We start from the raw sequence: 23,512 nt of genomic DNA, 5'->3' as shown, positions 1-23,512 counted from the left end.
TTGGTGGTGTGTGCGCACACGTCTTGAGCAGCGACGATGCGTGCGCACATGCCTGAATGCACCATGTGCTGCCGGGTGTGACGCGCGCAGAGTGCACCAGGGAGGTGCTGTCGAGGATCTCGCAGCGTGCCAGTGAAGTGGTGCAGGGCTGCCTGCCGGTTGCGAGCGCAAGAGAAACTTCGTGGTCTCGCCCTTGTGGTTCCCCGCCGGAGCAGAAGCGGAACCGTGAACAACAGCAGGTGGGTGGTGCGGTCATGCTTCCGGGGGGTCGCAGGTTTACAGCCGTGTTGCCGTCCAGGCGAGTAGCGTTCGCCCTCTGAAAGGTCAAAGGGTCGATGGCGCAGAGACGACCTTGACCAAGCTCTATGAGACTGGTCCGCTTGGTTAGTTGGGATGTCTTTCTGGGGGTTGCCCACGTGTTCAAGTCGGCTCTGCATCCGCTTTTCCAGTCCGATGGCTGGGGTGTGGGACTCATTGGGTATTGCTCAGCCGACCTCGTGACGCGCTCGTGAGGGTTAGACGCGGCGCCATGATCGCCGTCGTCGCCGGCGTGGGTGCGATCACCACCATGCTCGTGGGTCTGGTCACGAACGCCGTCTCCGCGCAGTCGCATTGGCCTTCATGGTTTGGCTGGTTGCAGAAGCATCCCTGGTCGTCTTTCGTCATTTTGGGGGTGGTCACGGCCGGGCTGACGACGTTACTTACTGCGTTAGGTGATCAGCGGGAGCCGGGGCAGAGCCCTGGGCCGGCAGCGCGCCCGGATGACGGTTCAGATCCGCCAGGGGCCGCCTTGGTTCTGCGGTCGTTGCCACGCGATACCACGGCGTTCACCGATCGGTCGGCGGAGCTGGAGTCGCTGATCCGCTCGGTACGTGCTGCGCAGGAGACTGGAGAGGCCCTGCTGGTCCATGTCATCGACGGGATGCCCGGAGTAGGGAAGACGACCTTCGCGGTGCATGCCGGACACCTGCTCTCCGAACGGTTCCCCGACGGGCAGCTCTTCGTCAACCTGAACGGGCACACAACGGGGCGCAGCCCGGTACAGGCAGCCGAAGCTCTCGCGTCGCTCCTTGCTGCCTCCGGTGTGCCGACGCAGCAGATCCCCGTTGGTGACGATGTCGGCGCGATCACGGAGGCGCGAGCCGCCATGTGGCGGAGCAGGCTCGCGGGCAAGAAGGCGCTGCTCATCCTCGACAACGCGGCCAGCTATCAGCAGTTGGAGCCTTTGCTTCCCGGCGGCAGGGGCTGCCTCGTGCTGGTGACCAGCCGCAAGCGGCTGGCGGCCCACGAGGAAGTGGTGCTGCCAGTCGAGGCGCTGCCGTCCGATCATGCGGTGGACCTGTTCGTACGGCTCAGCGGGAGGGCAGCGGACTCACTCGACAGGGACACGGTCGAGGACTTGGTGCGCCTATGCGGATACCTCCCGTTGGGTGTGTCACTGCTCGCCGCGCGGCTACGGCACCATCCATCCTGGAGCGCCGGGGATCTGCACGAACGGTTGGTGGCGGCCCGGGACCGGCTGGGAGAACTGCGCGCCGGCGAGCGCGCGGTCGCCGCGACGTTCGATCTGTCCTATCGGGACCTCACACCGGAACGCCAGTACTTCTTCCAGCGCCTCGGCTTCCACCCTGGCACGGAACTCGACGTGTACGTGGGGGCCGCGCTCGGATCGGTTTCGGTGGCGGTAGCCCGCCAGCAACTGGACGCGCTCTATGACGCCCATCTGATCGACGAGCACCCAGGGAGCCGTTACCGGCTTCACGATCTCCTGCGCGACTACGCCCGCGGTCTCGCTGACGGAGGGGACAGTATGGCCCACGTACAGGCCGTTCAGCGTGTGTGCACCTATTACCTGGCCGCTCTGGCTGTTGCGAATGAGCACATTGTTCGCGGTGGTTCCGTGGTTCCACCTCCAGCGGACGACCTGGAGTACGTTGAGACTCCGGTCATGGAGTCGCGTACGGCGGCACTGGGCTGGCTGGAGAACGAGCGGCCGAACATTCTGGCCTGTATCCGGCAGGCCAACGAGTTCGCTCTGTATGACCTCGTGATCCGTCTGGCCGCGGCAATGGCGCCCTTCCTGCGGCAGGCCGGTCCGTGGGACCAGGCCGTCGGGCTCCACCGGACGGCTGCCGGGGCTGCCCGCCACACTGGTGACCAGCGGGCACTGGCCGGCGCACTGGCCGAACTCGGCGTCGTGCGGCGCTTCATGGCGTCCTATTCCGAAGCGACCGAGGCCCTGAACGAGGCGGTGACGCATTACGACGCGGTTGGGGATCGGCGTGGCAAGGCGGACGCCCTGAACCAGGTGGGCATCGTCTGGTACCTGACCGCGGACAACGATGCTTCGGCCCGCGCCCAGACTGAGGCACTCGCCCTTTACCGCGAGCTGGGGGACCGGCTCGGTCAGGCCAACGCGCTGGCCGACCTCGGCATGGTGCGGCGACAGACCAGTAAGTTCGATGCGGCTGTCGAGGCCCAGTCCGAAGCACTGGCGATCTACCGTGAGCTCGGCGACCGGTACGGGGAGGCCAACTCCCTGCGGGACCTGGGCATCGTGCACTCCCTCATGGGCGAATACGGCCTGGCCACCCAGTGCCAGCGCGAGGCGTTCGACATCTACAAGGCGCTGGACGACCGGGTCCACCAGGCCTACGCCCTGAACGAGTTGGGTGTGGTGCAGCGGCTCACCGGTGATCTCGATGGTGCTCGTGGTGCTCATGTTCAGGCCTTGGAGCACTACACGGAGCTTGGTGAACGCTTCGGCCGCGCGAACAGCATCCGCCACCTTGGGGTGCTGGACCGCCTGTCTGGCGACATGCCGACGGCGATCCTGGCGCTCGAGGAGGCTCTGGGGGTGTATCGCGATCTCGGTAGCCGTGGGGGCGAAGCCGCTTCGTTGAGCGAGATGGGGGTTGCCCGCGGGATCGTCGGTGAGCAGGACGGTGCTGTTGAGGCGTTCCGGCAGAGCCTGGAGATCCTGCGCGATCTCGGTGATCGCTGTGGTGAGACGGAGGTGCTCAACCACTGGGGAGAGCTGCTGCTGCGGACGCTCGGTGAACCGATTGCCGGGCGCAGGCGCTTCGAACAGGCGCTGGTTCTGGCTCGGGACATCCACTGTCCGTTGGAGGAGGCACGGGCGCTGGAGGGGATCGGCCGCTGCGATTGGGTGATCGACGGGCCCGACCAGGCTGAGGCGATGCTGCGTGAAGCGCTCGCCGTCTACCGGCAGCTGGGCGTGGGCGCGTCGGCCGACGACGTCGAGCGGCTCTTGGCGTCGCAGATGGGATGAGCCTGAGCGGAATACGTGACGAGTTTCTGTATGTCGCAGTGAGTGGCGACGCTGCTACGTTGCGAGCCGATCTATAGCTTCAACCGCCATCGCCGCGTTCCAGTCTCTCGGCGCACCGTCTTGAGGAGCGTTGAATGCCGCCCAGCATGACTGTTCCCTGCCCTTCGGCTTCCGGCCTGGACGCCAAGGAGCCCGTGCCCAGCCTCGAAGTCCTGGACCGTGTAGCCGCCCGCGTGCAGCGCCGTCTGGCTGCTGAGCGGGCGGCCTCGAACAGCATCGGGGACGGCGTCCATGCCGCCTCGCTGATCTGGCCGTGGCCGCTGTAGTCGCGCTGCTGCTTGATGACACCGACTCCTCCGCATAAGCCGTTCCACACCTTCATCCTCAAAGTCGCAAACCGATGCAACATTGATTGCGACTACTGCTACGTCTTCAACTCCAAGGACCAGGCGTGGCGGAGTCTGCCGGCGCGGATGAGCGTGGACGTGGCCCGGGCAGCGGCTCGGAGGATCGCCGAGCATGTGGCGACGTACCGGCTGCGGACCGTCCACGTCGTGCTGCACGGTGGTGAGCCACTGCTCGCCGGGCCCCGGCATCTGGGGGAAGTTCTCCGTGTGCTCAAGGACGGCATTCCGTCCGAGGTTGAGGTGCGCTTTGAGCTGCAGACCAACGGGACACTTGTGTCGGAGGCATGGCTCGACCTCTTCGAGCAGTATGCAGTGGCGGTAGGCGTCAGCCTTGATGGGCCGCCTGCCGCCAACGACCGGCACCGGCTTTCACACGCGGCCAGGTCGAGCGCGGCCTCGGCAGTACGGGGCATCGAACTGCTGCGGTCCCGGCCCGGGCTGTTCGCGGGGCTGCTCGCCGTGGTGGACCTGGCGAACGACCCCACAGAGGTGCACGACTACCTTGCGTCGTTCGAGCCTCCGGTGATCGACTTCGGGCTGCCGCACGGGACCCACGATGCGCCGCCAGATCGGAATGATCCGGCTGCTCCCGAGTACGGGGTGTGGATGAGCCGCGTCTACGACGCATGGCTTGCCCGGCCCGAGTACCAACACAGTGTGCGCATGCTGGAGGACATCGTGGCGCTCAGCTCCGGCGCGCGTGGCGCGGTGGAGACTCTCGGGCTGGCCCCTCCCGCCAGCGTCGTGATCGAGTCCGACGGCTCCGTGGAGGGCGTGGACACCCTGCGCTCTGTGGAGGAGGGAGCCTCCTGGCTGGGGCTCGACGTCTTCAGCGACTCCCTTGACGCGGCCATCCGTCACCCCAAGTTCTCGCACCGGCAGGAGGACGGGGCGGCCGCGCTCTCTGAGGAGTGCCAACGCTGTCCGCTGGTGGCCGTATGTGGGGGCGGCTACCTGCCGCACCGTTTCAGCGCGGCACGCGGCTATCGGAACCCGTCCGTCTACTGTGCGGACCTGGCGTATCTCATCCGGCATGTCCAGGGTTCTTTGCAGCAGCACGGCTGGGCCCTGGGGGATGCCCCCACCGGGGCCTCGTAGCAAAAGAACGACCGTACGAACGACAGGAGTTGTACGCCGATGACCGTGAGGATCCGGCCCGCAGAGAAGAGTGACGTCCGGGGAATGGCTGAACTGATTGAGGAGATCGAGCGGTTCTACGGCACGGCCGACGCCGATATCCAGCCTTTCGATGAGCGCCAGGACCAGATTGAGGGAGCCCTCTTCGGCTCACCGCCGCTCGCCTCCGCCCTGCTGGTCGAGGACGAGGCCGGGGACGTCGTCGGCCTCGCCGCGTACTCGTTCCTCTGGCCGTCGGCGGGGTCCACCCACTCTCTCTTCCTCAAGGAGCTGTACGTCCGTGACACCCTCCGTCGGCAGGGAGTCGGCGAACGTCTCATGAACGAGCTGCGCGCCATCGCTGCCGCGCGCCCTGGGTGCAGCCGGGTCGAGTGGATGACTGACCGTGTCAATCCTGGTGCGCGTGCGTTCTACAAGTCACTCGGGTTCGCAGAATTCGACGGGAAGATCGTCTACAGAGTCGAGATCAGTAAGACATGAGAAGGCACGAGAAGGTACGTCGGACGGCGGCGCTGTGAAGGAAGAACGCTGCGAACGGTGTGAGTGCATCATCGGGCTGGGGTGTGGCTGCCCACCTGGCGGCTTCGTACGGAAGCCGGCTTCTACGTCCCAGCTACGACAGGAATGGCGGCGTTTCCCTGCGGACACAATCCTGATCTCGCCCACGCAGTACGCGCACCTACCGGGGGCATGCACACACCTCACCGAAGAGCTGGTGAAGCCACCGCGCTGGGGGTGGATTCGGGATCCCGCGCCCGGCCTCTGGGACCGCTTGAGCAGCAGTTCTCCGGCGGCGGCCACGGAGGGCAACACCGCCCGGCGGGCGATTCGGCGGTGCGAGGAGTGCCAGGCCTCGTTGACGGGATGACGTCAGGCGAGAATCTAGCCGCGCGGTCTCTTTGGCGGCCCTTGCCTCTGGCTGCCGCCCAAGCAGTCACCCTCGAAGTCCTCCGTGAACGCACGGTCCGCCTCGTCGCAGACCGGCTCACGGTGACGGCCCAGGGGGTCGGCACCGTGAACAACGCGGATAGCGTGATGGCTCCCCGGCGCCAGATCGTGGAACTCGGGGTGACCAGATGGACGAACCCGGATGCGTTGCTCCAACGCCGCTGGTGCGGTACCGGACAAGATGACGCGAGGGTGGGCTTCTGCGGCACGGAGCGTGACGGCATGCGTCACTCCTGTAGAACGTCCTCCCGTCCTGCGGCGCGGGCAGGCGGCACCTGCTTCTTTGCCTTGACGAGGCCCAGCTCCACTTTGAGCTGCTCGAAGACCAGGTCCGGAGTTCCGATGCGCCCCACGGCGTGGCTGTGTGCAGTCAGCGCGGCTTCGGCGAACGGGCTGTCGAGGGTGGCGACGCGGTCCCAACTTCTGGCCTCGGCCAGAGGAACAGACTTCACGTTCTCCCTGTCCAACAACAGATGCGGGATGTCCAGGTACTGCGGCAGAAGCTGGAACCGGTTGTCGTCCGTCCGGAACACCCTCAGGAGAGCGTCGCGGTTCCTGTTCGTCCCGTCCTCTCGCCACTTGGCCACGAGTGCCGACTCGAACAGCGGGCCTGCCTTGGCGACGCGAACGTACTCGGCCTTCGCCTTCCGCAACGGACGAACCGGTTGGGGCACTGGAGGGTCCTCATACAGGTCGCAGGCCGGGGTGAGGACCAGCCACCAGGATCCCTCCGGATCACGAAGAAGGTCGGCCGCAGTGAGGTGCAAGGTCACCGGCGGCTTGAGATAGGTCCGGGCAGCTGACGAGTGGCCGACCACAGCGCCGTCCGCGCCGACGAGGGCACCGTCCAACTCCCGGATCGCGTTCTCCTTGAGCCAGGCAGCCAGACGGTGTACGAGGAGCGGAGCGATCTGCTGCTGGTCGGCCTCGGCCATGTCCGGCCAGTTCGGAGCAATGACGTCCCGCAGGAAGTCCCGGATCTCCCGGTCCACGAGATCGCCGAGCCGACGGGTCAGTGACGGGACTCCGGACTGCAGTCCGATGCGCACAGCCTCCAGCACCTCGTCCAGCCTGTGCTTCGTCACGACCTGGACGAGCGGCGGCGCCTCCAAGTCCTGCACCTGTCCAGGGACGTTGGTACAGAAGATCACCGGAACCCAGCGGGTCTTCGCGATCCTGTCGTACAGGTCCCGACCGCGCCGTTCGAGACCAGGGACTATTCCCTGTCCCTGAGACGAATCCCTGACGTCGAGCACGACCAAGTCGATCTGTTCTCTCGCGAGAATCAGTTCGGCCTCGCCGAAGTCCTGCTCCGTCTCGATGGAGATGGAGCCCACGTCGTTGAGCTCCTCCTCCAACATGTTCTTGAGCTCCCCTGCGATGTCCTCCTCGTCGTCGACGACGAGTACCCGGAACACCGCATCCCCCTCTGTCACCCAACTCTCCTTCGAAGACGTGCTCTGAAACATGCCCCGGTGAGCGGTCCTGGAGAGACCAGGTACAAGTCACCGTCGTAGAAGTCCTTGACCACGCTTCCGACGATGCTCAGCCCCAGCCCGATCCCGTCGGGCTTGTCGCTGAAGTAGGTGTCGAAGATCATGTCCTTGATCTCCTCCCTCACTCCTGGACCGTTGTCGCTGACATCAATGTCGACCTCACCGTCGGGGGTTCGCTCGGTCGTGATGAGGATGGAGCGGTCAGCGCCCTCTGGAAGAGTGGACAGCCAGTAGATCGCGTTGCCGACGAGATTGAGGATCACCTGGGCGATGTCACTCGGCTCTGCCGTCACGGTCACGTCGTCCCCACCGACGGTGACGGTGATGCCCTGCTTGACAAGGTCCGCCTCGTGTACGGACACCGCCTCGTCGATGGCTTCATGCAGTGAGATTTTCTTGGGACGACCTCGTTGCCGCCCGCTGAGGGGCTCGACACGGGTGAACAACCGGTCGAGGGCTTTCTCCTGAGCGACGAAGTCGGTGTGGACCTTGCCGAGAGCCTCGCAGAGGCCGGGATCCTGCTCGCTCGTTCCCTTTGTCAGCCTGTTCAGCCTCCGTAGCACGTAGGCGATACGTGTCAGGGCGGCCCGGCCGTCGTGTAGCACCACGTCCACCAAAGTTCCGAGCGTGGCTAGCCGGGAGAACTGGGAGATGATCTCCTGGACCTTCTGCACGCTGTCATTGATGGCCTCGGTGGCCTCGTCCAGAGCACGTCCGAGTACGGCGTCGTCCGGATAGCGCTGGTTGACCACATCGCGGAGCGGGTCGAGGGTGAAGTTCTGGAAGACCCCGTGGCCGCCGCCCTCCGTTGCGGGCAGCAGAGGCTCGCTGTCCAGAGGCCGAGGAGGCTCGGGCCGGCGGAGTCTGTATCGCCACGTCTCCAGCCTGCTCACGGCTTGGACCATGACTCTCTTGAGTTCCTCGTACTCCGGGGAGTCGATCAGCCCTTCGCGGTGCGAACGGTCCCGCAGTCCAGGGTTCCCGTCGGCTGAGACGTAGACGAAGCCCGCCACCTGATTGTTCGAGAATCGCATGGTGGGGTTGTTCACGCGGCGCTGGTCGAACTCCAGCCAGTCGTATCCGGTTTCTCCGAAAGGCTGGATACGGAACCCATCGCGATACAGGGCGACGCCGCTGTTGCCCCGGATGAGCCTTCTCACCTCGCTGATGTTCTGAGCGCCGAGATCGATCTTGAGGAGCTGACGCAGTGAACCGCTGTCCAGGTCCCAGGTTCGGATGTCCAGCTTCACGGGGCCGCAGCTGGGGAGATTTGTGCCCTGCCGGAGGTCGTCGTGTATGACGACTTCCTCCTCGACACCCATGGCGGTCAGGGTGAGGTGTGCCTGTCCATCGGCGTCCACGGTGCCGACAAGTCGGTAGTGAGGGTGTGCCAGCGCCTCGCTTGCGCTCACGAAACCCGAGTAGTGCCGCAACTCGCCGGGCGGAGTCTCGATGTAAATCGAGAACTCTGGCTGGTCCGGTACTGCCAGCTCCGCGGGGGGCGGGGGTGGCAGCAGCCGTGAGAGAGACCGTTTCAGGGTCTCGATGGACTCCGCACTCCACCGCTGGCGAAGACCTTCGAGGCGTACGACCGTTCCGTGCGGGCTCCGCCCCGGTTCTGCGGCCACGCCAGTCCGGAACTCTCCGGTCAGGTCGTCGAACAGCTGCTCCGCCTCGCCGCCGATGGAGAAGACCTTCGGAGACCGAACAGACCAGTTGACCGGAACCTGGTCCAGATAGGCGTTCTCGTCAGAGAACCTGCCCCAGTCGAGCCGCAGAGTCACCTCTTCGCCGTCACCACGACACGTCGCCAGTGAGGTCACAAGTCCCAGGCGGGCGGCGGAGAACCTTCCAATGCCCTTGGCCCCGAGCACTCGGCGTCCGCGCTTTTCGCTGCGAGGGCGACGGTGTCGATGAGGGGTCGCGATTTCCATCCAGCTGCCGCGGACGGTTTCCGGCGACATGCCGTGCCCGTCATCCCAGACCTCGATGGAGCCGACGCCCTCTTCGAGGGGAGCGTTGAACCGAATGACGACGAGGCTCGCGTCGGCGTCGTATGCGTTCTTCACCAGTTCGGTGAGGGCGACCCGCTCGTTGCTGATCAGCTCCTCACCCAGGGTGCTCATCAGTCGCGCGCGCGGCCGGAGGTACGCCTCTGTGTCCTCCGAGTCCACCTGAGCCCCGCTTCCAGTCACCATGTGCCCTGCCAGTTCGCGTGGTAGGCGGGGCAGAATCCTATAGGCGCCACGAGCGGCGAACAGTGCCTGTAGTGACACCTCGGGTGCCTCGACGTCAGATTGGCTGAAAGTCGCCCCAAGCGGCCGTGCTTGTGAAGGAGAACCGTTCCGAACGCGCCTTCTGGGAGGCGCCCTCGTTGGGGCGGATACGCAGGGGTGGGGTGTGGTGGCTGTGTGTGCGGCCCACTGCTAGGGCTGTCGGTGGCGTCCCGTACCATCGATCGCCTCAGGACGCACCAGGAGACCGCCTCGAATGCCGGGTCGCGCGCCGCCCCGACCATATGGCGTCAGGTGGGTCAGGTCAGGTGAACGCCAGGTGATCCAGAGGTTCAGGGGAGCCGGAATGATTGCCTCCGCAGGCGGGTCCGTGATCTCCTGGTGCTCATTCATGTCGTGTGTACGGAGGGCTGTGCTGTGGAGAAGGGGAAGTACGACTACCCCCTGGAGCGGAGCGACTACCTTCCGCTGGAACCCCACAAGGAGAGCTGCTCTCCGGAGAACTTCCGGAAATGGCTGAAGACCTACGGTAAGAGTAAGCGACTGGCGGTCGACCTCTTCTCCGGAGCTGGCGGTCTGAGCTTCGGCGTGAAACAGGCGGGGTGGACAGTCGCAGCCGCTGTCGACTTCGACGAGCGTGCGCTGGAGACCCACGCGGCGAACTTTCCGGGTATGAGCCTCAAGATGGACCTCGGGAACTCCGACGAGCGTGACCGTCTGATAGGACTCCTGAAGGGTGTCGATATCGACCTGATCGCCGGCGGCCCTCCCTGCCAGCCCTTCAGTCGTGCCGGACGCAGCAAGATCCGGGATCTCGTGGCCAACCACAATCGGGATCCAGAGGACCTCCGTAAGGAGTTGTGGCGTTCCTACCTGCACGTGGTCGAGGAAGTCCGGCCCCGCGCGGTACTCATGGAAAACGTGCCCGACATGGGGCTTGGCGATGACTTCTTTGTCGTGCGTACGATCGAGCAGCGCTTGGAGGATCTCGGGTACGCCACGCAGGTCCGCCTCGTCGATGCTTGGCATTACGGCGTTCCTCAGCATCGGAAGCGGCTGATCCTGCTCGCCAGGAACGATGTCGAGCGCTTCGACTGGCAGCCGAAGCAGGAGGGATTCACCAGCCTCCAAGACGCGATCGGCGACCTTCCCAATCTCGACCCGAAGCCGAGGAAGCCCGTCGGTGATCGAGAGCTGCCGTACCGCGCCCCGGAGGACCCCTCCCCCTTCGTGAGCATGATGCGCAAGGACGCACCAGAGGGACTTATCTGGGACCACATGACGCGACGGGTCCGTGCAGACGACCATGAGATCTTCTCCAAGCACATGGACTCCACGACCCTGTACTCGGAAATCCCAGAGAAGCTCCGTCGCTACAGCGCCGAGCACTTCACGGACAAGTACAAGAAGCTGGCCTGGAACGAGCTCAGCCGGTCGATTACGGCGCACATCGCCAAGGATGGCTACTGGTACATCCACCCGGTCCAGCCGCGCACGCTCACTGTGCGTGAGGCGGCCCGGGTGCAGACCTTCCCTGACTGGTTCCGGTTCGCCGGTACCCGCAGCGACGCCTTCCGGCAGATCGGGAACGCGGTGCCACCGCTGCTGGGCAAGGCAGCGGCCGAGGCCCTCGCGCCGGTGGGGGACGTACAGGCGCGACTCGGAGGGCTGCAGCCGCACTGGCGACAGGTCCGGGAGGAACTGGCGGCCTGGGCCGAGAAGCGGCGGGACGGTGACGACTGGTGGCACCTCCCAGGAGAGCAGATGTCGCCACTTTCAGCGGCGGTGGTCGCGGTTCTCTCCGGCACTAAACTGCCGGCGGCTCAGACGGACGAGGTCCTGGCGGGCGTGAGATCGCGTAAGTACCTCACCACCAAGGCCTTCGAGAACCTTCTGGAAACCGCTCCCACAGAGAGGGCCAGAACCCGACTGGAACGTCTCGCCCCCCTCGTCGATGACAAAGCGGCCTGGCAGAAGAGCAGGCGTCTCGAGATTCCCGAACGCCTCGCGTTCAAGCCGGCCGAAGCGTCGCTCTACCGCCTGCTGGTGGGCGAGGATCTTCTCTGGGTAGGGCAGGGTGCTTTGCGAGTTGCCGCACGCCTCAACGACAGCGATGCGGACCGCACGAACAGGCTCAGCGACGGCCGCGTCAACCTCGTGAGACTCGTGGGTGCAGGGGATGAAAGCGCGCCGCTCCGTATGGCCGCGCTGCGCCTCCTCGGCAACTCGGTCTGCAGTGCGCAACGGCCGCTGTGCTCCGATTGCCCGCTGAGCAAACACTGCCCTCGGAAGTCCGATGCGTCGGACGTTTCGGCGGTGGAGGCGAACAGCAAACCGAAGGGCAAGGGGCAGCGGAACAGAAAGCAGTCGCCGAAGTAGCGGGCAGCACCGCTCGGGGCCGATCAACCGGGGCGATGGCCGCACGCCTCGGCAATCCTGAGTGCGGCCTGCTCCGCGTCCGAACGGACCTCGCACTCCCAGACGCGAATCACGGTCCAGCCGGCGGCCTCGGATGCCTGGGTGTTGCGTCTGTCGCGCCTCCTGTTCGCCTCGATCTTGTCTGCCCACCGTTTGGCGTTCGGCCCCTGGACTCGGACTGCCCCGTGGACAGGGCAGCCGTGCCAGAAACATCCGTCGACGAACACGGCGACCCGATGACGAGGCAGGATGAAGTCCGCAGTGCAGCGCGGAGCGACCATGCGCTGGAGCCGGTAGCGGAGCCCGAGACGGTGGACTGCTCGACGGAGTTTCACCTCTGGGTCGGTGTCACGGGACCGGCGCCCGCGCAGATGATCGCCTTTTCCGGTTCGTACCCAGCCGCTGTCCGGCTGCTCGACGGTGAGGTCCATGATCAGTGGTCCAGTTCTCCGGCTGCTCGGGGAAGAGAGCGTGCCACACTCATCCCATGCTGCGAGAACCCGCTGAAATTCGCATCGGCGACCACGGCCAGGTCGAACTTCCTCTGAGCCTGCTCGCGGAGGCGGGCCTGTCGCCGGGCGCCGAACTGCTCGCTTTCAGCGACGGCGACGGCCGCATCGTCCTGCGGCGCGCTGAGGACGCAGTCCGTGACCTCCTGAGGAACGGAACCCTGTGACAGGGCCGGGCAGACGGTGCTGCCCGGCCCCCGCCGCGTGGCCGTCGTGGCTAGACGACCGCCGGGCTGAACCCGATGCCGATCGCCTTCTCGTGTACCAGTAGTGCCTGGGTGGCCTGGGTGGGGGAGATATCGCCCTCGGTTCGCAGCTTGGTGGCGATGACCGTGGCCAGTTGCCGCTCGGAGGGTGCCAGATTCCGGGTCTGGAGCGCCCACTCGCCGAGCGACTCCCACTCGGCGGAGCCGATTCCCCGTACCTCGGCCAGGTTCTCCCCCTCTGTCTCCGAGGTGTCCACCGCGAACTCGACAGGCCGCTCCAGGAGCTCGGCTGCGAGCGCATCCGGCACCTCCCATTCCAGTCGGGAGACTTCGTCCCAACAGGTGCTGCTCTTCGCCCACTCCGTGACGTGCTTGCCTTGCACGATGACTTTCTCCATCACGAGCGGGCAGAGGTCGTCCACAGCGGAAAGCAGCGCCGGAGTGACCCCCTGCCGGCGCCAGATGCGGTCGAGGTCTATCTTCTGGGCCGTGGCGGCACACAACCGAGCCATGGTGTAGGTGGTCACGAGCGCCTTGTGGCTTCCGGCCTCGTGCTCCTTCGCCACTGCGTCCACGGCCTTGAAGAGAAGGCCCATGGCGATGACCCGCTGGCAGTAGGCGACGTTGACGGCCGGCGGGGCGCCCTTCATGAGGATCATGAACTCGTTGAAGTTCTTCTGGGCGCCGCGGCTCACGAGGTGCGGCAGCTGGTCCCAGGAGTTCACGTATTTCGCGAGGTCGGACTTGTTGAACCGCTGCCTGGTGGGATGCTGTACCCGGAACTTCCGTCTGGCGGCCGCGGACGGAGTCTTGGCCTCTTCCTCCGCGTACTGGCCGCGTGCCCGTTCGTAGAACCAGCGGGTCTCCCCCTGCCCGCTTCCGTCCACTGCAGGGGCCCACAGCGATCTGCTGACCCGCTCGAAGTCCACGTGGAACTTGTGGTTCGAGCTGAAGTCGACCAGCGTCACCTTGTTCTGGGTGTTCGAGTAGCGGGAGATCAGAGGGACGATGTCCTCAAGGTGGTCTGGGGCGACCAGTGACAGCTTCATCTGCACCCGGACCTGCGTGAGGTCCTTCTTGTCACGCTTCATGACGTGGTGCAGTGTGGCGGTGGTCTGCCCGCCGTTCACGATCTGAAGGCCAGTCAGCTTACGGATGGCCACCGGGTGGCCATCCGCGTCCGTGACGAAGTCGGCCTCCGACGCCGTGGCCGTGATCCCGTTGTTGTACGCGAGGAAGCGCGCTGGCCTGTTCAGCAAGGTGTCCCGGATCCCGCGGTTGACCGCGCTACGGGTCTGGAGGAAGGCGCGGACGTTCAGCTCCAGCAGACGTGTCCGGTGCTCGTCGTACAACTGGGCAAGCCGCTCACCAGGCAGGACCGCGAGGGTCACCGAGTGGTTCGGCTCGGTGCTCTCGGCCGAGAGGCAGGCCAGAGGCGGATCGAACTCGACCACGATGGGCTCGCTGATCGAGCCCGAGGTCTCGTGCCGGTGCAGTCGGGTCAGGTCCCAGAGCTCGTGGCTGACAGGCAGCCCGTTGAACTCGGTCGTCTCCGGAAGAGCACCCGCGGTGCTCACTTGGTTGCTGAACAAGAACAACCGGATCTTCACCGCATCCGCGAGAGCCTTCTCGACGCCCTCGCACAGCTGGTGGACCTCACTCGCCTCGGGGTGGTTGTGGCGGATGGTTCCGCACTTCCGCAGGAACGCCAGAAGCCTGCGGAACGCCTTCGAGGAGTCACCCTTGGTGAGCTTGTCAGCACCGGGCTGACCTTGGGCGAGGTCGTACTCGGTGGTGTACAGGTCGAGAGTGGAGCGGTCCTCGCTCACCCCGAACCCGTAGACCACGAGGCCGTGCTCCTGGTGGTAGGCGACGGTGGTGTTCGTGACGACGCCGGCCTCTTCGAGCTGGTCCAGAACCCGGCGAGTGAACGTCGTCGGGATGGAGGCGGCCTCGTTCTCGGCGAGCGACTGGATGTCGTTCATGAGCGTGCGGGCGTAGTCGTGCAGGGCCAGCTCAGCCATCGGTACCTCTGATCAGGTCGGTGACCTCGTCGGTCGTGACACGGTGCTGCTCGAGCGCAGAGACGCTGATGTCGTAGGTGCAGTTCCCGACACCAGGGGGAAGGCTCGACTCCACGAGACGGGGGAAACTCTCGTCGACCTTCCACAAGTCCGTACGACGGAGGGTGAACCTGGGCTCGTCGTAGAGGTCGCGGTGATTGGAGAAGTACCCTGCGCGGACCAGTTGGATCTCGAGACGCGCACGTGCGGACGGGTTGCTCAGACTGGTCCGGATGCTCTCGACGAGCGAGTTCAGACTCTCACCTGACCCGCCTCGACGTTCGTCCACGGCGAGTTGGACAAGCAGGATGGTCTCGACGCCGGTGTCGTCGAGCTGGCGCTCGTTCGATATCCGCACGAAACGAGGGCTCTTGACCGTGGTCGTCTTGACCTCGACCGCTGAGTTCGGGAGCTGGAAGTCCTGGTTCGTGCCCTCCGGGCCAGTCCACGATGACAGAGTGGTGCTCTGCGACTGCGCAGGCAGCACGAACTCCCGCAGGACGTAGAGCTCGCCGAAGAGGCCGCGTCGGGCTTCGCCCCGGAGGCCCTCGGTACCAATGCTCCGCATCAGCTGCTGCCAGTGGAGGAAGCGGCGCACAGCAGCCTCCAGAGCGGTCTCGCCTGTTTCGGTGTCCTTCACCACGCTCGCTATGTCCTCCACCAACGGCGAGAAGACCTCACGCAGTTCGTCGGCGGTCAGGGAGACCTGGAGCTCGAACTCGCGAGGGGAGACCGAGCTGAACGACAGGGACAGCCCGTTGGTCTGTGGCAGGTCCACAAGGAGGCGTCGCATCTTGTCGGCAGCCCGGGCATCGGTGCGCAACAGCAGCATCCTTCGGTGACCGGGATGCGACACCGAGAGGTGAATGTCATGAGGGGACTCGGGGAACAGCCGTCGAGTGGAGCGCCCCGTTCCGGGCTGCGGGGATTCCAACTCCCGCCAGAGACTCTCGTCGATCACTCGGCACCCTCGCTTTCGTCCTCGCCGTCGAAGTCGTCAATGTCCGAACCCTGCTTCCACCAGACCCCGTTGACCACGTACTCGGTCTTGCTCTGGTGCTTCGAGAACGGAAAGCTCACCGCGAAGCCGATCAGGGGGGTCGAGGAGTCCGGGCTGTCCGAGACTGGCGATTCGATTGGGTAGATCAGCAGCAGTGGCTGGTCGGGACGGCGCTGGGCGCGGAGCGGCGTGCCGGTGGGAGTGGTTGGGTTCCGGGGCTTGCCGTCGCGCTTGAGCTTGCCTTCGGCAGCCTTCTTCGTCGCGGCCAGGGCTCTGTCGTACTGCGTCTCGTCAAGATCGGTGCTCTCATCTCTGGGACTCAGTACCCGCTTGATCGTGTAGCGACTCTCCGAGGTCTTGCCGGAGGCGGCCCGGGTGACCAGACCCACGGAGTGCCCGGGGACATCCACGGATCGAGTGAAGGGCTTCTTGCCGACGACACGCACCGTCCAGTTGCTCAGCTCCCCGTACTTCGCACACTGGCGGATGTAACCGGCGATGAACTGGGGGCGTACCCGATGGGCTTCCTTCGCGGTCTGGTACGTGTCGAAGAAGTTACCAGCCACTGTCTCGGGTGAGACACCCTGCCAGACGAGGCTGCCACTGGCCTCGTCGACCACCGGGGCGGAGAGCTCGGTCAACCTCTTGGTGAAGGTGCGGAGCGTGTCGAGATTCTTCTCTGGCACACCGTCACTGAGGTTGAAGATGGTGGTCTCCGCCAGCTCGCCGGAGTAGCTGAGCCGCACGCGTGTCCCCTGACGCATCTTGTTCGCGGCGGTGATGGCCAGACCGAGCGACGAGGTCCTGACTTTGAGGCCGAACTCCCGAGGGGTGAGGCCCAGAACTGCCATCTCCTCCACGTCGCGGCGCAGTTCGTCGGTCGCCGCGGTGATCTCCGCGTACGCCGACTTGAGCGCACGTGTCGTGTACAGGCGACACAGGTCCTCGTAGCCAGGTCGGTAACCGAACCAGCGGCCCATCTGGAGGAGTGTGTCGTACGTCTTCGAGAAGCGCAGGTAGTAACTGACCGAGAGTCCCTCGAGTGTGAGGCCCCGGGAGAGTTTCTCGCCGCCGATCGCGATGACTGAGAGGCCCTTGTCGCGGTTGTCGTAGTAGTCGAGGACATCCTTCGCGGCACCGTTCACGGCCTTGACCCTGAACTTCAGGATGGCGGGGAGGATCTCCTCGGCCACCTCGTCCCAGGTAAGACGCTCGGCCTCGTCTGCCGGAAAGAAGCCCGTGGTGGAGACGAAGTCCTTCTCCCAGATGTTTCGGAGCTCGGTCAGGCAGGTTGCTGAAGCGCTGCCGTAGCGGTCACGGAGACTGTCTGTGAGGAGTCGTACAAAGTCGTCTACCTGATCACGTACACGTCCCTGAACCGCGGTGAACCGGGTGACATGCACCAGCATGGAGTTGTGCTTGTGTACCTGCCCCCGAGCACGGCGAGCGGCACAGGTGAGGACGAAGGAGTGGATCGCCCGCTGGAGCGAGGGAGGCAGGTCGCCGGCTGGGATGTGACCTGACTTGTGCTTCTCAGGGATCCACGCGGAGGTGTCGTCCACGGGCCGGATCAGGGGCAGCGGCTCGATGTCGTCTTCTTCCTCGTTGTCCACTCGCAGGCCGAACAGACGCTCCGGACCAAGGTAGTTGGACGGGGCGCGCAGCGTGCGGATGAAGCTGTCGGGGAAGAGATCGCCGCCGAGGGTGTCGTGGTCGGCGTCGGGATCGACGTAGATATTCGCGAACGGTGTCGCCGTGTATCCGACGTACGAAGCTTTGGCGAAGCTCCTGACCAGTAGACGGATCGCTTCGTTGATCTTCGAGGGCTCGTTGTCGGGGTCCGAGGTGTTGATGGATGCGTTGTCGGCCTCGTCGTCGATCACGAAGAGGGGGATGTCCCGGACGGTCTTTCGGCCCGTCGCCGGGTCCTCCTCACCGTGTACCTCGGTTACCCAGGTGCGCAGGTAGTCGATGATCCGACGGTGTTTCTTCACCACGAGGACGACGGGGAAGCTGGCGATGGGCAGGTTGGCCTTGGCGGCTGTGCGGCGGTCGAAGTCGCCCTTCTCCGCACTGTTGGTCAGTGACGCGACCGGCAGCTGTTCCACGTGGGACATGGCGCCCACACCGATCTTCCAGTTGGCGCCTTCCTGGTCGGACCTCACCTGGTACTGGGTGTCGAATCCAAGGAGACCCTCGTCGATGCGGAGCTGCGTCTGGCTCCGGAGGTCGTTGTGGATGCCCGCGAAAACGACGATCAGTCGGTAGCCGGCGTCTGCGGCCTTCGTCGCGAGCCCGATGTACTGCCCGGTCTTGCCCGACTGCACCTGACCGATCACGAGACCGGTGCGTTGCCACGCGCCGGGACGACGTGGGTCCTCGAGCTCGCCGAGGATTTCCTCGGTGCTGCGGTCGATACCCCGTGCCACCTGCGGAGGCAGGTCCCGGACGGTCTTCAGGTACCGGTAGTAGCGTTCCCAGAAGGCCCACGTGCGGTCGTTCTTGGCGTCCGCGAGCCAGGGGATGTGACCATCGAGGTTGTGCAGGGCCGACGACTCCTCCTGGTAGATGCTCGTTTTGGCTTCGAGAGCCTTGGTGAGCCGTACGCGGTCGACGGTCATCCCCTTCAGGCTGACCACGGTCATGGCCATGGCCACTGCCTGCTCGACCTCTTGGGGTGTGGCCTGACGATCGTCAGGCAGGAACATGAGCGCCGCCGTCACGGCATGGGCGAGTGCCTCATCGGCGGTGGAACTCACGGGAACCTCCAGGCTTTCTGGTCTGTCAGTGTGGCGAGGGGGGCGGATGGTGGCGCTGCCAGGGGTTAGCTGCTCCAGAATCCGTCTAGCTGGTCGAACGGCTGGGTCGTTCTGATCAGAGATCGCGCCTCCTCGGCGGCTTTTCCCTGGGACAGGAAGACCTTGAACATCTGCTGTGCCACTTCGATCGCGTGCTGGTCGGCGGGGCCCGGGCCGCCGAAGGGCTCGGGATCGTCTGCCGTGTCCGACTCATGCAGGACACGCAGGGCGGGCACGGGCACGGTCTCCTCCAGAAGGCGAAGAAGGGCCCGGACACGGGCCGGGTCTGCGCCGTCGTCTTGGAGAACCGCCTGTACGAGTGGGTGACGCCGGTTGATCTTGCAGCTGACTTTTCCGCCGTCTCTGCGCACGTTCCAGGGGAAGGACAGCGGTCCGCTGTGCTGGCGTGCGGCGATCCGTCCGCGATGCCGTACCGTCTCGGCGGCCTCCCTTCGGGTCATCTGAGCGACCCGGGTGAGGTGCCGGCGCAGGGCCACCGGGGCGACGACGGTGGCTTTCCGTACGTCGACGCGCCACTCGGCGTCCATCTCGGTAGGGATGTCGATGGCGATGCGGGCGAGGTTGTAGCGCTCTTCACGGCGCAGGCCGCGCAGTCCGAGCCAACTCCCGGCGAGGATGAGGCGGTTTCGCCGGTAGACGTAGAAGCCCTGATGTCTCAGCCAGCCCTGAGGGCCGCCCGCAGCCGCGAACGTGGATTCCGTCAGGCGCTGAGGGCTTGGCAGTACGAACGGCTCGACCAGGACTGTTCGGCCGTCCAGAGGCAGGGGCTCGGGCGGCAGGCGCCGTACTGACGGGTGCGACGTGAGGAAAGGGTCCCAGGGAGTGACTTGGCAGCTGGACACCCGAAGCGCCAAGGTGGATGCGCCAGTGAGGAAGCGAGCGAAGACGAGCCCGAGGTGGGTCTTCACCTTCTCGGTCTCGTCGTAGAACTGCTGTTGCATCCGCTTGTCGCCCGCAGCCGCTTCCTGGTAGCCGGAGAGTCTCTGCCACAGGACCACGGTGCCGCGGCTCCGCCCCTTGGTGATCTGGTCGAGGATCTCCGACGTGCCAGGAGCTGGCGTGTGCAGCAGGCGCCATTCGCCGGTCCTTTCGACGACGTCGAGGTCCCAGGTTCTAGTGAGCCAGACACCGTCAGTCGCCGTGCACACTGTGAGCAGACGGCACTGGGAGAAGGATGCGGACTTGAGCCCGACCCCGTAGCGTCCGAGGTCTGTGGAGGATCTGTCGGTCGCAGGTCCGCGCGCTGCGACTGTCATTGCTGTGACGAGGGACTTCTCGGGCATGCCGCACCCGTCGTCCACGACCGCCACCCAGGACTCCGGACCGGCCCACGTGAACTCGATGTCGATGTTCTCGGCCCTGGCCGAGACGCTGTTGTCGACCAGATCTGCCAAGGCGTCCGGGAGCGAGTACCCCAGTGCACTGAGGGACGCCACCATCCCGACCGGCGCGGGCGGAGCGATGTCGTAGGTCATGCCTGGTATCAGCCCTGCTTCCCCGTTCCGGACGCGTCAGATGCGCGCGGCTGTCCCGGAGTCAGAGGCACCGAGCAGGCGTACACCCTGAGTTCGGGAGTACTCGCCTGCTGGTCCAGTGGATCGATAGTGCGTAACCCCCGCCCGATGGTGATGGTACTGGAGCAGAGGGTGAAGATCTCTACTTCTCTCAGGTTCTGGTCTCGTATGACGGCGTATGCGACGTGGCAGATGCACAGCACGGTGCTCGCAGACGAGTTGCGAAGTCAGTGATCGGCGCGCCATCGACGGCGCCGAGGTCCGTCCGGTGGTGACACCAAGAGGGATGGCCCGTGTCAGTCCTCAGTCGTTGCCGCGCTCGGTCCAGGCCGCCAAGCCGGGCCACAAACCGGTACTCAGTGCTACTTCGAGGCGGGCAAGAGTTCCCATGTCGGGCAGAACCATCCCGCGCAGCAGTCTGCTGATGGTCGCGTGCGAGACCCCGGCTTTGTCGCCCAGAGCTCTCAACCCGATGTCAGCGGACGCCATCGCCTGAGCTAGATTCCGCGCGAACGCTTGGCCGTAGTGCGCGCTGACAGGAGCATCCTCGGTGAGCCGGGCATGCGGCCAATTGCCGGACGCGACATAAGTCGCCGGCAGTTGATCGTTGTTGCTCCGGGGCATGCCGAGATGATCCCACGTCCCCATGGGTCCCGTCCCTCCCTGCCGTGCGAGGCGGCGCGCGCCTCTACTGGTGCAAGTACACACCACTGTAGGGGATGGGGTCCGGTCGTGTTGTGTTATCAGGTCTCGGGCGCGTTGTGCCTCTCTCGGGTGTGGATCAGCGGCTTGAAGGTGCCGCAACGCGCATATCAGGGTTTCGATGCGTTCTCGACGTGTGGAAGGCATGGTTACTCGGCGAGAGTGATGACACCGTCGGGAATCCAACCCTCCAGGTATCCACGTAGAAATGAGCCGAGCTCGCGTGGGTACACACCAAAATCCTCGCCTTCGACGTCGGGCAGCGGATGCCAGGCGTAGTCGGCATCTGGAATGGGATGGGAGCGCCCACGAAGACTGATCCGACTCATTTTGCCGTGACGGACGACGAAGATGCGCGTCGATCCGGCCTGATCGCCTCGATTCGAAAAAGGATCGAACTTGCCGACTACCGGAGTGGCAGCGAGGAGCCAGTGGGAGAAGAGTGGGTCCAGAACGTGAATGACGGAGAACCTGGAAGGCCAGCCAGGGATCACTCTTGCCTTGATGGGCCGCCAAGAAGATTCGCCGTGAATTCGGCATAGTAGTACGCGTTCCTGGCGGTCAATCACGGCCAGCACGGTAGATGACGATTTTCTTTGGGAGGCGCATCTCATGTGTTGAGCTTCCGCCAGAACCGACATGCACGCCTCCGCTGAGTAGCAAGCGAAGGAAGTCGACAGCAAGAAGCCGATTCACTGAAGCGAGGCGACAAGGAGAGACTCGCAGTGCATCGCTCTTGGCCATGCATCATGCCTGTTGGCTCGGGTGAGCAGTCTCTGTGCGAGGGGGGCTGCACCTTCAGGAGAAGGGGAGGCCTCCAGCCGTCTCCATACCCGAACCCCTGACGGTGCAACAGGCCCTGGCCTGCGCAGATGCGTTGGGCGTTCCCAGATCACCCTCGGCGCGTTTCGGCCGCGGTGCGCGCACCGGCTCTGATCTGCGGCGGAGGAATTTCGTGCAAGCCCCACGAAGGCGGAGGATCTGTCGAGAAGCACGTGATTCCCGACAGGGTGGTGGTGATGCAGTCCGCGAGGACTGCGCCACCGCGGACAGTGTAGCGGGTGGGCTGGTGGGGGCAGGTTGGTTGCGGGTGGTCGGGTGTCTGTGCTGGTCAGGCGGGGTGACGGGATCGGCTTGCTGTGCGGGCGGGCTCCGGGGGCAGGCCTCGGGGACAGCCTGGACCTTCGGGGGGCCGAAGAGCCGACGAGGATCTCCCTTGCCATGCTCAGCAGCTCCCCCCAGGTGTTCCCCGTCTCGGCGATGGGTCGCTTTGGGTGGTTGAGGTCCGCTCGGTCTGCTACGCCGACCGCCACCGGGAGATCGGCGCGCGCTCAGAGAGCAGGTTGTACTCAGGTGTGGTGGTGCGTGGTCTTCAGCTCGCCTACGAAGGCTGTCCATGAGGCGGTCTGGAAGGTCAGTGCGTGGCCGTGTGGGGTCTTGCTGTCACGGACGGGGACGACGTCGGGGAATCCGTCCGCTACCTCCACGCAGTCGCCCCCCGCTTGATTGCTGTAGCTGCTCTTGCGCCACGCGGCGCCGTGCAGATCGGGAAGGGATGCTCGCGCCACGGTAGTTGCCCTCCATCGTGGACGGAATCATGTCGAGCGACATGAGCGGGGGCAGGGCTGCTGCCCGTAGCCGATCGTAAATCACCTTGTACCGGCTGACGTTGTCCGGTTCCTCGATGAGGCGTCCGTAGTCCGAGCCCTCCGTGTAGGCGGTTTCCGAGCCGTCTGGGAGCTTCAGGATCGTCAGGGACCCACCCATCGCTTCGTGTCCGCCCTGGTCGAACGGCAGCACTTGCAGGGTGGTGCGACGTTCTGCGGCTTCGTGGAGCAACCGTTCCAACTGCTCCCGCATCACCGCGTGACCGTCGATCGGTCTTCTCAGTACGGCTTCGTCGAGGACCACGCAAAGCTCTGGTCGGTCAGGTGAACTCAGTCGTTCCTGCCGTCCCATTCGTGCTGTGACGCGCTCGTCAATCTGCTCCTCGTCGTCGAGCAGTGCATCCAGGCTCAGAACGCCTCGCGCGTATCTCTCGGTCTGGAGCAAGCCGGGCACTACGTGTGCCGCATACTGCCTGATCGAAACCGCCCGCTCCGAATGCGCCATGAACGCCCGCGACCAATCCGGGAACGCCTCCCGGTACACATACGGCCACAAGTCGATGAGCAGGTTGTCCGCGACGAGTGCGACGTCCAGCGCCCGTGCCAGTTCCAGTGACGGTTTCGCTCCGGAGGCCCGCTCGATCTGGGTGATCCGGCTGTTCACCACGTGAACCATCTGGGCGAGTTCCGTCTGGGTCAGTCCTGCTGCGATGCGGAGCTTGCGTACCCGCGAACCGAACAGCGCCGCCATTGACGTACTGGGATCAATTGCCTGGGCCACGGGGTCACTTCCGTCCCTTACGCACCGGAACGTAAGACTGCGTCACCTTCCGAGACTAGGGGCGCACGACGACTCTTGAGTGCGGAACGTGACGGCTTACGTACATCGTGGGACGTCTTCGGATTCGACAGGCAAGGACGGGCGCGCTGTGCTGACTGGTACGACCACCTCGGGTGAGGAACCCCGAGGGGACTGGGATGCCCGTAGGGCAGAAGTCGCTGAACCGGCGCTGCTCACCGCGCAGTTCAGCTCGTCGCCGCGCGGCGCGAGTCTCGCTCGGCGTCTCGCCGTGCGGCGTATGGAGGAGTGGGGGTTCCCGGCGGATTCGGATGTGTCGTGCGCGGTCGCCCTGGTCGTCGGTGAACTCGCCGCCAACGCT

At 65.1% G+C, this 23,512-nt stretch carries 17 protein-coding genes and 1 pseudogene; 7 read left to right on the top strand and 11 right to left on the bottom strand.

What is annotated here, in order from left to right; translation table 11 throughout:
- Positions 1-529 precede the first annotated feature (529 nt).
- The 4 genes from haaT to haaN all read left to right on the top strand — a co-directional run bounded on the left by haaT (position 530) and on the right by haaN (position 5,316).
- Entirely contained in the window at positions 530-3,292 is a 2,763-nt protein-coding gene (gene haaT, locus NGF19_RS27550; protein ID WP_252428281.1) for a cyclophane-containing RiPP biosynthesis TPR protein HaaT, read from the top strand.
- A 134-nt stretch (positions 3,293-3,426) separates the two neighbouring features.
- The gene (haaA, locus tag NGF19_RS30815) at positions 3,427-3,618 is read left to right on the top strand and encodes a HaaA family cyclophane-containing RiPP peptide (protein WP_308288564.1); all 192 of its coding nucleotides are present in this window, start codon (positions 3,427-3,429) and stop codon (positions 3,616-3,618) included.
- A gap of 15 nt (positions 3,619-3,633) precedes the next feature.
- On the top strand, positions 3,634-4,797 hold the full coding sequence (locus NGF19_RS27545) for an FxsB family cyclophane-forming radical SAM/SPASM peptide maturase (RefSeq protein ID WP_252428280.1): 1,164 nt from the start codon (positions 3,634-3,636) through the stop codon (positions 4,795-4,797).
- A gap of 39 nt (positions 4,798-4,836) precedes the next feature.
- The gene (gene haaN, locus NGF19_RS27540) at positions 4,837-5,316 is read left to right on the top strand and encodes a cyclophane-containing RiPP N-acetyltransferase HaaN (protein ID WP_252428279.1); all 480 of its coding nucleotides are present in this window, start codon (positions 4,837-4,839) and stop codon (positions 5,314-5,316) included.
- 695 nt (positions 5,317-6,011) lie between these two features.
- On the opposite strand, the gene NGF19_RS27535 is transcribed toward haaN, so the two are convergent.
- Both NGF19_RS27535 and NGF19_RS27530 read right to left on the bottom strand, forming a co-directional pair.
- Positions 6,012-7,220, bottom strand: coding sequence for a response regulator (locus NGF19_RS27535; protein ID WP_252428278.1), 1,209 nt, complete (start codon positions 7,218-7,220; stop codon positions 6,012-6,014).
- Positions 7,217-9,454, bottom strand: a complete 2,238-nt coding sequence (locus NGF19_RS27530; protein WP_252428277.1) for a sensor histidine kinase — start codon at positions 9,452-9,454, stop codon at positions 7,217-7,219. The genes NGF19_RS27535 and NGF19_RS27530 overlap by 4 nt, the downstream gene beginning before the upstream one ends.
- 477 nt (positions 9,455-9,931) lie before the next feature.
- On the opposite strand from NGF19_RS27530, the gene dcm reads away from it, so the two are divergent.
- Positions 9,932-11,893 carry a DNA (cytosine-5-)-methyltransferase gene (dcm, locus tag NGF19_RS27525; RefSeq protein WP_252428276.1) on the top strand — a complete coding sequence of 654 codons (1,962 nt, stop codon included), beginning with the start codon at positions 9,932-9,934 and terminating at the stop codon, positions 11,891-11,893.
- Positions 11,894-11,916: 23 nt separating this feature from the next.
- Here the strand turns inward: dcm and NGF19_RS27520 are convergent, their stop codons facing one another.
- Positions 11,917-12,363, bottom strand: a complete 447-nt coding sequence (locus NGF19_RS27520; RefSeq protein WP_252428275.1) for a very short patch repair endonuclease — start codon at positions 12,361-12,363, stop codon at positions 11,917-11,919.
- Between the two features lie 56 nt (positions 12,364-12,419).
- Here NGF19_RS27520 and NGF19_RS27515 point away from each other — a divergent pair, with 56 nt between their 5' ends.
- On the top strand, positions 12,420-12,608 hold the full coding sequence (locus tag NGF19_RS27515) for an AbrB/MazE/SpoVT family DNA-binding domain-containing protein (protein WP_252428274.1): 189 nt from the start codon (positions 12,420-12,422) through the stop codon (positions 12,606-12,608).
- Between the two features lie 50 nt (positions 12,609-12,658).
- Here the strand turns inward: NGF19_RS27515 and NGF19_RS27510 are convergent, their stop codons facing one another.
- From NGF19_RS27510 to NGF19_RS27475, 8 genes are all read right to left on the bottom strand, one after another.
- Positions 12,659-14,671 carry an AIPR family protein gene (locus NGF19_RS27510; RefSeq protein WP_252428273.1) on the bottom strand — a complete coding sequence of 671 codons (2,013 nt, stop codon included), beginning with the start codon at positions 14,669-14,671 and terminating at the stop codon, positions 12,659-12,661.
- Positions 14,664-15,671 carry a PD-(D/E)XK motif protein gene (locus tag NGF19_RS27505; protein ID WP_252428272.1) on the bottom strand — a complete coding sequence of 336 codons (1,008 nt, stop codon included), beginning with the start codon at positions 15,669-15,671 and terminating at the stop codon, positions 14,664-14,666. Before NGF19_RS27505 ends, NGF19_RS27510 begins: the two co-directional genes overlap by 8 nt.
- Positions 15,668-18,469, bottom strand: coding sequence for a Z1 domain-containing protein (locus NGF19_RS27500; RefSeq protein ID WP_252428271.1), 2,802 nt, complete (start codon positions 18,467-18,469; stop codon positions 15,668-15,670). The genes NGF19_RS27505 and NGF19_RS27500 overlap by 4 nt, the downstream gene beginning before the upstream one ends.
- 65 nt (positions 18,470-18,534) lie before the next feature.
- On the bottom strand, positions 18,535-20,004 hold the full coding sequence (locus NGF19_RS27495) for an ATP-binding protein (RefSeq protein WP_252428270.1): 1,470 nt from the start codon (positions 20,002-20,004) through the stop codon (positions 18,535-18,537).
- A 342-nt stretch (positions 20,005-20,346) separates the two neighbouring features.
- On the bottom strand, positions 20,347-20,667 hold the full coding sequence (locus tag NGF19_RS27490; protein ID WP_252428269.1) for a helix-turn-helix domain-containing protein: 321 nt from the start codon (positions 20,665-20,667) through the stop codon (positions 20,347-20,349).
- Positions 20,668-20,894: 227 nt separating this feature from the next.
- Positions 20,895-21,314 (bottom strand): hypothetical protein, encoded by a 420-nt coding sequence (locus NGF19_RS27485; protein WP_252428268.1) that lies wholly within the window; start codon positions 21,312-21,314, stop codon positions 20,895-20,897.
- A gap of 780 nt (positions 21,315-22,094) precedes the next feature.
- Positions 22,095-22,232, bottom strand: coding sequence for a DUF397 domain-containing protein (locus NGF19_RS27480; RefSeq protein ID WP_252428267.1), 138 nt, complete (start codon positions 22,230-22,232; stop codon positions 22,095-22,097).
- Positions 22,189-23,103 carry a helix-turn-helix domain-containing protein gene (locus NGF19_RS27475; RefSeq protein WP_252428303.1) on the bottom strand — a complete coding sequence of 305 codons (915 nt, stop codon included), beginning with the start codon at positions 23,101-23,103 and terminating at the stop codon, positions 22,189-22,191. The genes NGF19_RS27480 and NGF19_RS27475 overlap by 44 nt, the downstream gene beginning before the upstream one ends.
- 178 nt (positions 23,104-23,281) lie before the next feature.
- Here NGF19_RS27475 and NGF19_RS27470 point away from each other — a divergent pair.
- A pseudogene (locus NGF19_RS27470) lies at positions 23,282-23,512 on the top strand (ATP-binding protein); the annotation flags it as partial.

The sequence above is a fragment of the Streptomyces macrolidinus genome (genome assembly GCF_023887685.1).
Classification (GTDB): Bacteria; Actinomycetota; Actinomycetes; order Streptomycetales; family Streptomycetaceae; genus Streptomyces; species Streptomyces macrolidinus.
Note: the sequence above shows the minus strand (reverse complement) of the source record. Positions and strands in the feature narration are given on the sequence as shown.

Excerpts from the sequence above, each read along its gene's own strand:
- haaT (WP_252428281.1), top strand. The coding sequence starts at position 530 with ATGATCGCCGTCGTCGCCGGCGTGGGTGCGATCACCACCATGCTCGTG.
- haaA (WP_308288564.1), top strand. The coding sequence starts at position 3,427 with ATGCCGCCCAGCATGACTGTTCCCTGCCCTTCGGCTTCCGGCCTGGAC.
- NGF19_RS27545 (WP_252428280.1), top strand. The coding sequence starts at position 3,634 with ATGACACCGACTCCTCCGCATAAGCCGTTCCACACCTTCATCCTCAAA.
- haaN (WP_252428279.1), top strand. The coding sequence starts at position 4,837 with ATGACCGTGAGGATCCGGCCCGCAGAGAAGAGTGACGTCCGGGGAATG.
- NGF19_RS27520 (WP_252428275.1), bottom strand. The coding sequence starts at position 12,363 with ATGGACCTCACCGTCGAGCAGCCGGACAGCGGCTGGGTACGAACCGGA.
- NGF19_RS27515 (WP_252428274.1), top strand. The coding sequence starts at position 12,420 with ATGCTGCGAGAACCCGCTGAAATTCGCATCGGCGACCACGGCCAGGTC.
- NGF19_RS27510 (WP_252428273.1), bottom strand. The coding sequence starts at position 14,671 with ATGGCTGAGCTGGCCCTGCACGACTACGCCCGCACGCTCATGAACGAC.
- NGF19_RS27495 (WP_252428270.1), bottom strand. The coding sequence starts at position 20,004 with ATGACCTACGACATCGCTCCGCCCGCGCCGGTCGGGATGGTGGCGTCC.
- NGF19_RS27490 (WP_252428269.1), bottom strand. The coding sequence starts at position 20,667 with ATGCCCCGGAGCAACAACGATCAACTGCCGGCGACTTATGTCGCGTCC.
- NGF19_RS27475 (WP_252428303.1), bottom strand. The coding sequence starts at position 23,103 with ATGGCGGCGCTGTTCGGTTCGCGGGTACGCAAGCTCCGCATCGCAGCA.